Annotated in this window: 10 protein-coding genes; 8 read left to right on the forward strand and 2 right to left on the reverse strand. The window is 61.9% G+C overall.

Annotated features, from left to right (window positions below; genetic code table 11):
• Window positions 1–23: 23 nt before the first annotated feature.
• The 4 genes from gabT (at window position 24) to CWS72_RS12890 (ending at window position 6391) form a co-directional block, all read left to right on the forward strand.
• Window positions 24–1316, forward strand: a complete 1293-nt coding sequence (gene gabT, locus CWS72_RS12875) for a 4-aminobutyrate--2-oxoglutarate transaminase (RefSeq protein WP_101251010.1) — start codon at window positions 24–26, stop codon at window positions 1314–1316.
• Window positions 1317–1628: 312 nt separating this feature from the next.
• Window positions 1629–4148 (forward strand): autotransporter outer membrane beta-barrel domain-containing protein, encoded by a 2520-nt coding sequence (locus CWS72_RS12880; RefSeq protein WP_158240636.1) that lies wholly within the window; start codon window positions 1629–1631, stop codon window positions 4146–4148.
• 575 nt (window positions 4149–4723) lie between these two features.
• Complete coding sequence (locus CWS72_RS12885) at window positions 4724–6052, forward strand: glutamine synthetase family protein (protein WP_241911715.1); 1329 nt, start codon at window positions 4724–4726, stop codon at window positions 6050–6052.
• A gap of 6 nt (window positions 6053–6058) precedes the next feature.
• Complete coding sequence (locus CWS72_RS12890; RefSeq protein WP_101251013.1) at window positions 6059–6391, forward strand: SMR family transporter; 333 nt, start codon at window positions 6059–6061, stop codon at window positions 6389–6391.
• 43 nt (window positions 6392–6434) lie between these two features.
• Here the strand turns inward: CWS72_RS12890 and CWS72_RS12895 are convergent, their stop codons facing one another.
• Both CWS72_RS12895 and CWS72_RS12900 read right to left on the reverse strand, forming a co-directional pair.
• Window positions 6435–7151, reverse strand: a complete 717-nt coding sequence (locus CWS72_RS12895) for a type 1 glutamine amidotransferase (protein WP_101251014.1) — start codon at window positions 7149–7151, stop codon at window positions 6435–6437.
• On the reverse strand, window positions 7151–8530 hold the full coding sequence (locus tag CWS72_RS12900; RefSeq protein WP_241911716.1) for a glutamine synthetase family protein: 1380 nt from the start codon (window positions 8528–8530) through the stop codon (window positions 7151–7153). Before CWS72_RS12900 ends, CWS72_RS12895 begins: the two co-directional genes overlap by 1 nt.
• A 122-nt stretch (window positions 8531–8652) precedes the next feature.
• Here CWS72_RS12900 and CWS72_RS12905 point away from each other — a divergent pair, with 122 nt between their 5' ends.
• The 4 genes from CWS72_RS12905 (at window position 8653) to CWS72_RS12920 (ending at window position 14607) form a co-directional block, all read left to right on the forward strand.
• Window positions 8653–9366 (forward strand): GntR family transcriptional regulator, encoded by a 714-nt coding sequence (locus CWS72_RS12905; RefSeq protein WP_101251015.1) that lies wholly within the window; start codon window positions 8653–8655, stop codon window positions 9364–9366.
• Between the two features lie 346 nt (window positions 9367–9712).
• Complete coding sequence (locus tag CWS72_RS12910; protein WP_101251016.1) at window positions 9713–11212, forward strand: aldehyde dehydrogenase; 1500 nt, start codon at window positions 9713–9715, stop codon at window positions 11210–11212.
• A 231-nt stretch (window positions 11213–11443) separates the two neighbouring features.
• Window positions 11444–12817: an aspartate aminotransferase family protein gene (locus CWS72_RS12915; RefSeq protein ID WP_101251017.1), complete on the forward strand. Its 1374-nt coding sequence runs from the start codon at window positions 11444–11446 to the stop codon at window positions 12815–12817.
• 683 nt (window positions 12818–13500) lie between these two features.
• Window positions 13501–14607 (forward strand): polyamine ABC transporter substrate-binding protein, encoded by a 1107-nt coding sequence (locus CWS72_RS12920; protein WP_101251018.1) that lies wholly within the window; start codon window positions 13501–13503, stop codon window positions 14605–14607.
• Window positions 14608–14646: the final 39 nt, after the last annotated feature.

Genomic DNA, 14646 nt, shown 5'->3' on the forward strand with positions numbered 1-14646 from the left:
CAAGCTTTAAGGAGTGTTGAGGAATGACCAGCAATAGCGCCCTGCAGTCCCGTCGCGTCGCCGCCGTTCCGCGCGGCGTCTCGACCATGCTCCCCGTTTTCGCCGCCAAGGCCGAGAACGCCGAGATCTGGGACGTCGAGGGCCGTCGCTACATCGACTTCGCCAGCGGCATCGCCGTCGTCGGCACCGGGCACCGCCATCCCAAGGTGGTCGCCGCGGTGCAGAAACAGATGGACGCCTTCAGCCATGTCTGCGTGCAGGTCACGCCCTACGAATCCTATATCGCGCTTGCCGAGAAGCTGAACGAGCGGATGCCCGGCCCCGGGCCCAAGAAGACGATCTTCCTGACCACCGGCGCCGAGGCGGTGGAAAACGCCGTGAAGATCGCCCGCGCCGCCACCGGGCGCCCGGGGATCGTCTCCTTCGCCGGAGCCTTCCATGGCCGCACCATGATGACCATGGCGCTCACCGGCAAGGTCAGCCCTTATAAGATCGGCTTCGCCCCGCTGCCCGGCGACGTCTATCATGTGCCGTTCCCCGATCCCTACCACGGCATCACCAACGAGCAGTCGCTGGCCGCCCTGAAGACGCTCTTCAAGGCCGATATCGATCCGGCCCGCGTCGCCGCCATCATCATCGAGCCGGTGCAGGGCGAGGGGGGCTTCAATCCGGCTCCGTTCGATTTCCTGAAATCCTTGCGCAAGATCTGCGACGAGAACGGCATTCTTCTGATCGTCGACGAGATCCAGACCGGTTTCGGCCGGACCGGCAAGCTGTTCGCCGTCGAACATTCGGGCGTTGCCCCCGATCTGATGACCGTGGCCAAGAGCCTGGGCGGCGGTTTCCCCATCTCGGGCGTCATTGGCAAGGCCGAATTGATGGATGCGCCGATCCCTGGCGGTCTGGGCGGCACCTATGCCGGCAGCCCGTTGGCCTGTGCGGCGGGTCTCGCGGTGCTTTCGGTGATCGAAGAGGAAAAGCTTCTGGCCCGCGCCATGGCGATCGGCGAGACCATCACCGGGCGTTTCAAGAAGCTGGCGACGACCAACCGCTTCGCCTGCATCGGTGACGTTCGCGGTCTGGGCGCCATGACCGCCGTCGAACTGGTGAAGGACCGCTCGAGCCGCGAGCCGGCCGCCGAGCTGACCAAGGCCCTGGTTTCCAAGGCCGCCGAGGCCGGCCTGATCCTGCTGTCCTGCGGCGTCTACGGTAACGTCATCCGCTTCCTGCCGCCGCTGACCATCTCGGACGCCGTGCTGAACGAAGGGTTGGACATCATCGAGAAGACGCTGGGCGATCTCGCCTCGGCGGGCTGAGCCGGAAAGTCTTTTCGGTATCCGTGGCGAGCGATCCGGTCCTTTTGCAGGGCCGGATCGTTTTGCTGTTAACGTAATTTTTATTAAATTACGATTCTTATTCGAATAAACAAATGATTCTCTCGAAAAGATCATTTTGAAATGATCTTATTTGTGGAAAATTCTTGAAAATAACATCGCCTAACGCGATCTTTTTCTTCAAAAACAACTGCGGGTATTGACTTCTCGCGGCAGCCTTTCTAAGGCTCGTCTGGTGATCGGGGTATGTAGATTGCTCGATCCATCATGGCGGTGGGCTGCCGGGAGGGGCGTATGTTTGCGCGGAAGGAACTATTGCTGGCCGGAGTATCGGTCTTGGCGCTGGCTTGCGGGGGGATGAAAAGCGCTTATGCGGCGTGTGGTTCCGCCAGTGGCGGGAGCATGACGATCTCCGCCAGTTGCACCGGTCCCCTGACCTGGACGGGGGGCGATCTGTCGCTCACCAGCGGTGTCGTCATCGATAACGGCCTCATGGGGATCTCGGTCACCGGCGGCTCCACCGTCGGCACCCTGACGAGCAACGGCGCGACGATCGGCGGCGTCGGCAACGGTGCCGTTTCCGATGCCGGCATCGCCAACAGCGGTACTATCGGCATGCTGAGTATCACGGGTGGGCGTGTCGGGTCTTCCCTCACTTCAGGCTCTTGGTCCCTGATAACGTCGAGCGCCATTCTGAATTCCGGTGTCATCGGCACGCTGGCGATCAACGGCGCCGCCGTCGACGGCTTTTTAAGCGGTATCAAGAACACCGGCAGCATCGCCGCGCTGGGCAACGGTGGCGCCATCAGCGGCGGTACCGCCGGGATCGGCAACGACGGGGTGATCGGCGCGCTGACCAACAGCGGCAGGATCAGCGGCGGCACCGTCACCGGCATCGGCATCTACAACAACGCCGGAGCCACGATCGGCAGGTTGAGCAACAGCGGCACCATCAGTGCCGGTTTCTGGGGAATCCTCAACGACGGCAGCATCGCGACGCTGGTCAATGACGGCGTCATCAGCGCCAGCACCTCCTTGACGACCATAGGCGCCCAGGCCATCGAGAATTCGGGCAGCATCGCGACGCTGATCAACAACGGGATCATCTCAGGCAGCAAGGCCGCCATCACCAATAGCGGCGCCTTGGGAACGATCACTAACAGCGGCGTCATCGAAGGCAATATTCTCAATAGCTCGTCCAATCCGCTAACCATCAGCGGCGCCGGCGGCTCGGCTTACGGTACCTTGACCGGTTCCGGCAGCGGGGCAGGAACCATCACCAACAGCGCTTCCGATCTGGTCTTCGCATCGGGCAACCTGTTGCTCAACGACGACATCAACATGGCCGCCTACACGGTGCGCAATACCGGGGCGACGCTGCGGGTCGCCAATACGCGGACCATTACCGGGAACTACGTGCAGACCGGGGGAGTGCTGGCCGTCGTGGCGGCTTCGCCGACGAGCTACGGAAAATTGCTGGTGTCGAATGTCGCCAGCATCAGCAATTCCAGCATCACCATTTCCGGCAGCGGGCTGGCGGCCGGCGAGACCTTCACCGTCATTTCGGCCGGGACTTTGATGATGGGAAGCAATGTGACGGCGGCCACCAATGGCTTCAGCGACGTGCTCAGCGTCAGCGGCGGTGAGCTTTTGGTGACCCTTGCGGCGGTTTCGTCATCGAGTTCGGGGGCGTCCTCCTGGACGCAAAAGGGCCGTGTGGCGGGAGGCGGGGCGGTGCCGGTGGGATCCGTGCTCGACCAGATTGCCGGTAATTCCTCCTACCAGCCGATGCTGACCCAGCTTGCCGCCCTGCCGATACAAGAGCAGTATCACGCGCTTCGTCAATTGGCGCCGTCGCAGCAAGTGCCGCAGATCGTCGCCAGTGGCGCCACCACCTTGCCGATCGGCACGGCGATAGAGCTGCGTCAGACGGTCTTGGCGCAGGGTGAGGGGGCGGGACGGGCGGCTGGTTCCCAATACAGCATGGGGGCGTTGTGGGGGCAGGTTCTGGGCGGAGTGGCCAGCCAGGACGGCGGCATCAATAAGGCCGGCTACACATCGTCTTCCTTCGGCCTGCTGATCGGGACCGACAAACCGCTATCCGCCGAGGTCGTCGGCGGGTTGGCGGTCAGTTGGCTGCGCGGCGATGTGAATGGGACTGCCGACTTCAGCGGCAGCCGCACCCGGTTCGACAGCTATCAACTCAGCGCTTACGGCACCTGGCGGCCGGATAACGGCCCCGCCTATCTGCGGGGATTGCTGGGGGGCGGTTACAACCACTATGACCAAAAACGCGCCATCGCCTTTTTGGGCGAGATTGCGCAGGCCAAATATGACGGCCGGCAGATCCAGGTCAAATTGGGCGGCGGCTATGACATGCCGCTGGCGGGTGGCCCGATCCTTACCCCGATGGCCGCTATCCAGGAGGTGCGTGTCGACAACGACGGCTACCGGGAAAGCGGCGCCGGAGTGGCCGGTCTGCCGACGAACGGGCGGGGGGTCGATGCGGTGGAAAGCGAACTGGGAAGCAAGCTTTCGAGCCAATTGACCAGCATGCTCGGTTCGGTGCTGGTCGATACGCAGCTAAGCTGGGTGCATTCCTACACCAACAGTCCGGTAACGGTCGTCTCTTCGATGGGAGGCACCGGTTTCGCCGTGACCAGCGCCCGTCCGGCCGCCGATGGCGCGCGGTTGATGCTGGGGGCGACGTTGCAACGCTCGGATGCCTTGTCGCTCCGTCTGGAATATGACGGTGATCTGCGTGCCGACTACCGCAGCCATACGGGGGTGCTGCGGGTCAGGCAGGAGTTCTGACGTTCCTTCTCCCTCCCCGGAAAAGCATGGACGCCGTCGTCCCTGCCGCCCCTTTCCCATCGCCGTCTCATGCGTGATTCTGCGATCGGCGATCCTTGCGGATTATGCCGGCAGTCGATAGATCGCAAGTCATGCATGAAATGAAGTGCGGACTCTTCCGATTATCTTTTCTCTATTAAATCTGGAGGTCTGCCCATCTTTTGCAACTACTGTCTATTAATTGGGCACAGGTGGATAGTTTTTTGGGCAGTATAACGGGGGTGATGGTGGAGGCTAGCCTGGTTTTCCCGCTCTTTCCGTTGGTGAAAAAGAAGCTGCTTGTAAATGTGATCACTTTATGAGATTTTTTGTTGTCGGTTTTCGGATATATGGTGTTTCCGCAACACCTGAACCCCGTAGATTTAGGGTCACATTGTGATCATTTTATCGGGGCGATGCCGGGGGTGGACGATGCTGTCGCATCCAGTCCCCCCGTTTCAAGGAAGGCTTCGGAACAAACCGCAATAAGTCTTTCGCGAGAAATGGTGATTTAAATGGACAATACATCCAGTCTCGACAACGCTCTGAAGCCATTCATGGCAGAGCATCCAGAAATCGAGGTTCTGGAGGCTTTCATCATCGACGTCAATGGGGTGACCAGAGGAAAGTGGATCCCCCGCGATCGCGCCGATGAGATCTTGACCAAGGGCCTGGCCTTGCCCCGTTCCGTGCTGGCCCTCGATATCTGGGGGCGCGACGTGGAGGCCGCCGGTCTGGCCGAGGGTACCGGAGACCCCGACGGTATCTGCATGCCGGTTCCCGGCACCCTGGCCCCGGTGCCCTGGCTCGAGCGGCCCACGGCCCAGGTCATGCTGACCATGATGGAAAGCCCCGATAAGCCGTTCTTCGCCGATCCGCGCGCCATCCTGGCGGCGGTTCTGCGGCGGTTCTCCGAATCCGGGCTGACGCCGGTGGTGGCGGCGGAACTGGAATTCTATCTGATCGACCCGCATCGCTCGGCGACGGATCCCGTGCGGCCGCCGAATTCCCGCAGCGGGCGCTGGCAGGGGTGGCAGACCCAGGTTCTATCCATCGCCGAATTGCACGAGTTCGAGAATCTGCTTTCCGACATTTCGCGCGTCTGTACTTTGCAGGGCGTTCCCGCCGACGCCATTTTGCGGGAAAACGGGCCGGGCCAGTACGAGATCAATCTGAAGCATGTCGGCGATGCCATGAAGGCGGCCGACCATGCGGTGATGTTGAAGCGGGTGGTGAAGGGGATCGCCCACCAGCATGGTCTGGACGCCACCTTCATGGCCAAGCCCTACGGAGACCGCGCGGGCAGCGGAATGCATGTGCATTTCAGCCTTCTCGACGGGCGCGGACGGAACGTGTTTTCCAGCGACGACGGGCGTGGCAGCGACGTCATGCGGCACGCCGTGGGGGGACTGGTCCGGACCATGGGTGAAAGCATGGCGGTCTTCGCTCCGCACGCCAATTCCTATCGGCGGCTGACGCACAGCGAGCACGCCCCTCTTTACGCCTCATGGGGCTATGACAACCGCAATGCGGCGGTGCGCCTGATCACCACCAGCGGACCGGCGACACGCATCGAACACCGCGTCTCGGGTGCCGATGCCAACCCCTACCTGGCCATCGCCACCATGCTGGCCGGAGCTCACTACGGCATCGCCAATCAGATCGAGCCCGGTGCGCAGATGGTGAGCGATGACGACGAGGAGTTCGAGCGGCTGTCTTGCAATTGGGACGATGGTATCGAGGCCTTCGCAGAGTCCGAATTCGTCTCCCAATATCTGGGCGACGATTACCAAAAGCTCTATGCGGCCTGCAAGACGCAGGAACTCAACGAATTCCGCCTGCGCGTGACCGATGTGGAATATGATGCCTATCTCAGGAATGTTTGAGTGCCCATGTCGTCACATCTTTATCTCGCCATCGCCATTGTCGCCGAGGTGATCGCCACCACCGCGCTGAAGGCCTCGAACGGCTTCAGCCGTCTCGTTCCCTCGGTGATCGTGGTGGCGGGTTATGCCGCCTCCTTCTATTTCCTGGCGGTGACGCTGAAGACCATCCCGGTCGGGGTGGTCTACGCGATCTGGTCGGGGGTCGGCATCGTCCTGATTTCCCTGCTCGGCTGGACCTTGTTCGGGCAGAAGCTCGATTGGCCGGCCATTTCCGGGATGACCCTGATCATCGCCGGCGTTCTGGTGATCAATCTGTTTTCGGACGCGGTCGGCGAGTGATATCCAATTCCCGGTGAGAGACGCCGCTCACCGGGAATTGATGTCATCTTTGTTGCCGCAGAAAACGCAGCAGTCCCTCGGCGATCAGCGGGGAATCGGTGGCGGCATTCGGCTTGGCCAGGTCGGCCAGGGCGGCGCGCCCGCTGTCCTCGGGCAGGGTGACGCCCACATAGGCCGACAGCAGCGCCTTCTCGAAGTCGACGGTGAATTCGGGGTGAGCCTGGAAGCTCACCGCCCAGTTCCCGTAGCTCAGGGCGGCATAGGGGCAGGCGGGGGCGTTGGCGAGCAGGGTCGCGCCCGGCGGCGGCGTCAGCACCTGGTCTTGATGGATGGCGTTGAGGCGCAGTCGTTCCGGCGCTTTGGCCAGCCAGGCGGGGCGGTCGCGCAATTCGTAGTCCTTGAGGCCCAATTGCCAGCCGTTGGGGGCGGGCGCGACATGGCCTCCCATGGCCTTGGCCAGGATCTGATGGCCGAAGCAGAGGCCGATCACCGGACGCTTGGCATCCCGAGCCTTCCGCAGCAGGGATTCCAGGGCGAGCATCCAGGGTTGCTCCTCGGTCACGCTGCAGCGCGATCCGGTGATCACCCAGGCGTCGCAGGAGGAGGCCGATTCCGGACAATCCTCCTCGGGTAGCCAGAAGCGGTGGAAGTTGAGATCGGGGTCCCCCCCCAGAAGGACCTCGACCATGTCGGCGTAGGTGCCGTATTGCCCGGCCAGGGCGGGGGCCGGGCGGCCCGTCTCGAGAATGCCGATCAGCATCAGATGGACCCCAGATAAGTGGCGTATTCGATATCCGTCACCCTGCGTCCCAATTCGACCAGTTCCTGGGCCTTGCAGGTGCCGAACGCGCGCATGAAGGACGCGCCCAGATAGCGCGGCAGTGTTTCGGCGGATTGGAAGGCCTGGATGGCGCGATCCCAGGTCAGCGGCAAGGGCAGGGTGGATTGCGCGTCGTCGCCATAGGCGTCGCCGCGTACCGCCGGCGGCGCCTCCAGGTGGTTTTCGATGCCGTGCAGGACCCCCGCCAGGATGGCCGCCACCACCAGATAGGGATTGGCGTCGGCGCCGGCCGGGCGGTGCTCGAAGCGCCGGGCCTTGTTGGAACTGTCGGGAATGCGCAAGGAGGTGGTGCGGTTCTCATATCCCCAACTTGCCGTGGTCGGCGCGTGCGCTCCCGGCTGAAAGCGCCGATAGGAATTCAGGTGCGGGGCGAAGATCAGCATGCTTTCCGGCATCAGGGCGATCATGCCGGCGACGGCCTGGCGCAGAAGCGGACTGCCGTTCGGCGTGCCGTCGTCGAAGACATTGCGTCCCGCCGCGTCCAGCAGGCTGGCGTGCAGGTGGAAGCCGCTGCCCGCCCAGTCGCCGTAAGGCTTCGCCATGAAGGTGGCATGCATGCCGTGGCGACGGGCCACCGCCCGCACGGCGCGGCGCAGGAGCACCGCGTGGTCGGCGGCCAGCAGGGGATTGGCGACATGAAGCAGATTGACCTCGAACTGGCCGGGGCCGTTCTCCACGATGATGGTGTCGCTGGGCAGATCCTGGGCGCGGCAGACCTCGCGGATGGCGCTTAGGACCTGGTCGAATTCGTCCAGTTCCTCCATGGAATAGACGCGGGGGGCATCCAGGTCGTAGCCGCTTTTGGGGGCGGCGGGCGGGCGGGGGCGTCCGCCGCCGGCCGCGTCGCCGGCCATCAGATAGAACTCCAGTTCGGTCGCCACCACCGGCGTCAGCCCAAGGGGCCGAAACCGCTCGACGACGCTGGCCAGCACTTGCCGGGAATCGGCCGCGAACGGCGTTCCGTCGACATTGTGCATCATGGTGAGCATCTGCAGGCGCGGACGCTCGCTCCAGGTCATCGGCATCAGGCCGGGGCCGCAGGGTTTGCAGACGCCGTCGCCGTCGCCGCATTCCCAGACCAGCCCGTTGGCCAGCACATCATGACCCCAGATGTCGAGACAGAGGACCGAGCGGGGAAACTTCATGCCTTCGCCGAAGACCTTGTCCAGGCTGTCGGCCGGGATTCGTTTGCCCCTGAGGATGCCGTTGAGATCGCAGGCCAGAAGATCGAGTTCCTCGATCCCGGGATACTGGGCCAATTGTGCCCTCGCCGTTTCCAGCGTAACTTCCATCACCATTTTGCCTCGACCTCGCCGCGCAATTCATATAACCGTAAATCCGGCTGTTGCGCTATGTTGATCACATTCGATAAAATGTGATCACATTTTTGAATTCGCGTCAACCATCAGGAGTGTTTGTCATGGTATCGTCAGCGCCGCTCAATCTGCCAGTGCTGGCGCGCGAGCCGAAGGAAACGACCAATCAGTGGGTTTATCGTTCACTGCGGCGGGCGGTGATGATTGGCCTGGTGCCGCCCGGCCGGGCCTTGACCATCCGCGACGTGGCCGCCGCCCTGGGTGTCAGCGCCATGCCGGTGCGCGAGGCATTGCGCCGGCTTTCCACCGAACAGGCGCTCGAGGTCAGGGACAACCGACGCATCATGGTGCCTCAGATGACCGCATCGAAGTTTCGCGAGCTTTGCGAACTGCGCATCTCGATCGAATGCCATGCGGCCGAGCGGGCCTTGCCCTATGTCACGACGCAGCGTGTCGACGATTTGACTGCCATCGATCGGCGCATTGATCAGGTCAACGCGGCCGGCGACCGCGAGGCGGTCACCATGTTCAATCAGGATTTCCATCGTCACCTCTACGAGGCCAATCCCAATCAGGTGGTGATGCCTCTGGTCGAAAGCATTTGGCTGCAGTTGGGCCCTTTCGTCCGCCTCGCCCTGTCGAAATTGCAGGATTTCTATCAGGTGGATCGCCATTCGGAAGCCCTTGCGGCGCTGAAGCGCCAGGATCCGCTGGCCTTGCGCATTGCCATCGAAGCCGATATTCGCGACGGCATCACCCATGTCGGAACCAATGAATTACTGAAGGCCTATGTCGAAAGCGCGGGGCAACCGTCTTAGGGCGTGTGTACATTTGGCAATCGGCCAGATCTTGATCGTTCCGGTGCGTTCCGGCTTTTGATGAACCACCAAGACACCAAGGTGGCGGAGTGTGCCACAGGCATTTTCCCGTCCGGTCATCGGCTGTCGACCGAACGCCTGCGGCGCGGATTGGCCGCCACCGACTGATCCGAAAGACGCCTTGGTGCCTTGGTGGTTCAAAATATCCGGGGTTTCCTTTCATGCCATCGGGGAGCCTGAGGCAACGGAGAAGCCTTAAGGCCCGCAGGCGTCGCGCGATATTGACAGTCCTTTCCGAATGTGATCACATCTACAAAATGTGATCACATTTTTAGGCGAGGATGTCATGACGGTTTCCCAGGAACAGGACATCTGGCGGCAACGGGCGGAGGCGCTCTGCATCCGTTCCCAGGCTTTCATCGGCGGTCGCTTCACCGACGCCCTGGACGGTCGGCGCTTCGATTGCGTCAGCCCCATCGACGGCCGGGTCGTGGCGCGTGTCGCCGAATGTTCGGACGCCGATGTCGATCGCGCCGTTTCCGCCGCCCGCCAAGCCTTCGACGATCGCCGCTGGTGCGGCTTGGCCCCGGCCAGGCGCAAGGCCGTGTTGCTGGCTTTCGCGCAGTCGGTCGAAGATCACGCCGAGGAACTGGCCCTGCTCGAAACCATCGACATGGGCAAGCCGATTTCCGATTCCCTGTCCGTGGATGTGCCGGCCGCGGCGCGGTGCCTGCGCTGGTACGCCGAGGCCGTCGACAAGGTTTATGGGGAGGTGGCGCCGACCGCCGACAATGTCCTGGCGACCATAACCCGGGAGCCGCTGGGCGTGGTGGCCGTGGTGGTGCCGTGGAACTTTCCCATGATCATGACCGCCTGGAAGATCGCCCCGGCGCTGGCCGCCGGCAATTCGGTGGTGGTCAAGCCGGCCGAGCAGAGCCCGCTGACCGCTCTCCGGTTGGCGGAATTGGCGGCGGAGGCGGGGTTGCCCGACGGCGTCCTGAACGTGGTGCCGGGGTTCGGCCCGGTCGCCGGCCGGGCCCTTGGGCTGCATGGGGATGTGAACGGGGCCTTCTTCACCGGCTCGACCGAAGTCGGCAAGCTGTTCCTGCAATATTCCGGACAGTCCAACATGAAGCGGATCGGCCTCGAATGCGGGGGTAAAAGCGCGCAGATCATTCTGGAGTCCTGTTCGGATCTCGATACCGCCGCGCAGGCGGCGGCGGGGGCGATTTTCTTCAATCAGGGGGAAATGTGCACGGCCGGATCGCGCCTTGTCGTGCAGCGCAGCATCCACGACAAGGTGATGGAACGGTTGGTCGCGCACGCCTCCACTTACCGGCCGGGCGATCCGCTGGCTCCGAAGACCACCATGGGCGCCCTGGTGGACGAGCAGCATACGCGCCGCGTCCTCGAATATGTCGATATCGGACGGGGCGAGGGTGCCAGGCTGGTGACGGGCGGAGCCAGGGTCCGCGTCGATAGCGGCGGCTGTTATGTCGAGCCGTCCATTTTCGACGGAGTCAGCAATGCCATGCGCATCGCCCGGGAAGAGATTTTCGGCCCCGTCCTGTCGGTGATCACCGTCGCCGACGCCGATGAGGCCGTCGCCGTCGCCAACGACAGCGATTACGGCCTGGCGGCCGCAGTGTGGAGCGACGACGTCAACGTGCTTCATCAAGTGACGCGGCGGCTGAAGGCCGGGGTGGTCTATGCCAATTGCTATGACGCCGACGATATCACGGTTCCCTTCGGCGGCTTCAAGCAGTCGGGAATCGGCAGGGACAAATCCCTCCATGCCCTCGAAAAATACACCGAATTGAAGAGTACATGGCTGCGTCTGCGCTGACGGCACGCCCCTTAGCCCGAGCGGCGTTTGAGCCCGCCGAAGCCGGAGGCGCAGGCGTCATATAAACATAAGGCTCTGGGGGGATTATTTCACCCCAGAGCCTTAGCCCGAGCGGCGCCTGAGCCCGCTGGAGCGGAGCGGAAGCGTCATATGAAACGAAGGGATTGGAGCGATTATTTGGCGACAAGCCCTTAGATTTGCCCAAAAACAAAAGAACAAGGAGTTTCACAAATGAATCTCGTCAATAAAGGCACCGCCTATTGGCAGGAACTGGACCGTCAGCACCATTGGCATCCCTTCACCGATACCCAGGCGCTGAACGCCAAGGGAGCCCGCGTCATCACGCGCTCGAAGGGGGTCTATCTGTGGGATTCGGAAGGCAACCGGATCTTGGACGGCATGGCCGGGCTCTGGTGCGTCAATCTGGGCTATGGCCGGCGCGAACTGGTCGATGCGGCGACCCAGCAGATGCTGGAATTGCCCTACTACAATAATTTCTTCCAGACGACGACGGTGCCCAGCACCGAACTGGCGGCGGCCATCGCCCAGGTGACGCCGGCGGGTCTCGACCGGGTATTCTTCGCCAATTCGGGCTCGGAGGCCATCGACACCGCCATCCGCATGGTCCGCACCTTCTGGGCGGTGGAAGGAAAGCCGTCGAAGACCTGGATCATTTCGCGCAAGAATTCCTACCACGGCTCGACCATCGGCGGCACCTCGGTGGGCGGTCAAGGCGCGCAGCGGGCGCAAGGGGGGCCGATCCTGCCCGACGTCGCGCTGGTCGACCAGCCGTTCTGGTACGGCGAAGGGGATGGCATGACCCCCGAAGAGTTCGGCCTGGAGCGTGCGCGCCAGATCGAGGACAAGATTCTTGAGCTGGGGGCGGACAAGGTGGCCGCCGTCTTCGGCGAACCCATCCAGGGTGCCGGCGGCGTGATCATTCCGCCGTCCACCTATTGGCCCGAGGTGATGCGCATCTGCCGGAAGTACGACGTTCTGCTGATGGCCGACGAGGTCATCTGCGGTTTCGGCCGCACGGGCAACTGGTTCGGTTCGCAGACTTTCGGGATGGAACCCGACCTGATGACCATGGCCAAGGGATTGAGTTCCGGTTATTTGCCGATTTCGGCCGTCGCTGTGGGGCGGCGCGTCGGCGACAGCCTGATCGCCAAGGCGGGGGAGTTCTGCCACGGCTTCACCTATTCGGGGCATCCGGCGGCGGCGGCCGTCGCCTTGCGCAATATCGAGATCTTGAAAGCCGAAGGTATCATCGACCGGGTGCGGGAGGATATCGGACCTTATTTCCAGGAACGTCTCGCCACGCTGAGCGGCCATCCGCTCGTCGGAAAAGTCGAAGGCATGGGGCTGATCGCCGGCATTTCCCTGGTCGATAGCAAATCTCCGAAGAAATTCTTCGAGGCGCCGGGCAAGGTGGGGCAGATCTGCCGCGATCACTGCTTCAATAATGGACTGGTGATGCGGGCGGTGGGGGCTCGGATGGTACTGGCGCCGCCCCTGGTGATCACCAGGGGCGAGGTCGATGAACTGGTGGCTTTGGCGGGCAAGGCCTTGGACTTGACGGCCCGCGATCTGGGACGCCTTTAGAGCGATTTGCGACCACGTTGGGTCACTTACCCTTTCGTCATTGCCGGGCGTGACCCGGCAATCCATGGACCCCCGGATCAAGTCCGGGGGTGACGGAAAAAATGATGATTCAATACGATCGCGGACCGCTTTAGGCTCTGGAAACTTAAGGGGTGGAGCGACCGGCCGGCGCCCAAAGAGAAAAATCGAAAAAAAACCCGGAATCATCGATTCCGGGTTTTTTTCGCCTTAACCGATAGTTGGCATCGCTTGTGCGAGGTCATCGGAGGGCGGGTGTGAAAAACCACAGAGATCCAGAGGGGAATGCCGCCCGGTGACGTTAAGGTGAAGCGTTTCGCGACGAAGAGAGTCCTTTTTTGTGCTAACTGATCATATTTTGTGCAAATAGATTGTCTGCCCAAAATAGTGCCTTCTCAATTGACAGGGGGTAACGGTGGGTTAATAATATGATCACATTTTTTGGGTTGCTTGGTTGGGGTGGCGTGAGCGGGTTGCCAAATATCATTTAAGACCGGTTCTTTGAGCCAGTCTTCGTCGGATCTATCTTTGCTGATCGCACTTGGTCTCCAATTGATGTGATCACAAAAGATCGGGTTGATTGTGGTAATAGACAGCCGAAGCCATTTCTGTTCGAAGGACGAGACGTCGCTTTGTGGGATATCGGAATTAGGAAGAGGTGGTACATGGCCAAGAAACAATGTCGCCGAGCGGCGGTTTTCGCTTTCGCTTTGGCAGCACTTTCCGTAACGGGCGCCCATGCGCAGCAGTCTGCCTTGAACATCTACAATTGGAACGACTACATCGCGCCCGAAACGGTTCCCGAATTCGAAAAAGCGACCGGCATCAAGGTCACCTACGATCTTTATGACGCCAACGAGACCCTGGAGGCCAAGCTGTCGGCCGGCGGATCGGGCTACGATCTCGTGGTGCCCAGCCTGGTTCCCTTCGCCGCCCGCCAGATTCAGGCCGGTTTCTATCAGCCGCTGAACAAGGCCAAGCTGCCCAATGCCGTTCATCTCGACAAATCGCTGCTGGCCCGCATGGCGGTTTACGACAAGGACAATACCTATCTGATCCCCTGGATGACCGGCGTGATCGGCGTCGCCTACAACGTCGACAAGATCAAGCAGATCATGCCGGACGCGCCGGTGGACAGCCTGCGGATGATCTTCGACCCCGAGGTCGTGTCGAAGTTCAAGGATTGCGGCGTCTATATGATCGATTCGCCGACCGAGGTCTTCCCGCCGGCGTTGAAGACCCTGGGGCTCAATCCGGACAGCCAGGTCATCGCCGATCTTCAGAAGGCGGCCGACGTCCACTTCAAGATCCGGCCCTACATCCGCAAATATGACAGTTCGGAATATATCAACGCCCTGGCCAACGGCGATATCTGCGTGGCCTGGGGCTATTCCTCGGACATTCAGATCGCCAAACACCGCGCCATCGAGGCCGGCAAGGGCGTGCACATCGCCTTTTCGATCCCGAAGGAAGGGGCCCAGCGTTATATCGACACCATGGCGATCCCCAAGGATGCGCCCCATCCCGAAGCTGCCCTGACCTTCCTCAACTACATCATGCAGCCGGAAGTGATCGCCAAGACCAGCAACAAGATCTACGTGCAGAGCGGTAACGCCGACGCCCGGCAGTTCGTGGTCCCCGAGGTCGCCAACGACACCGGCATCTTCCCGACGCCGGAAGTCGAACAGACCATCTATGCGATCTCGCCCTCGACGCCCGACGTGGATCGGGCCCGCACGAGGTATTGGACCCGCGTTAAAACCGGACATTGAGATCCAAGGACCCGGGGAAGGGATCGGCCCGGCGGCCAT

It is taken from the genome of Telmatospirillum siberiense, from assembly GCF_002845745.1.
GTDB classification, from domain to species: Bacteria; Pseudomonadota; Alphaproteobacteria; order Rhodospirillales; family Magnetospirillaceae; genus Telmatospirillum; species Telmatospirillum siberiense.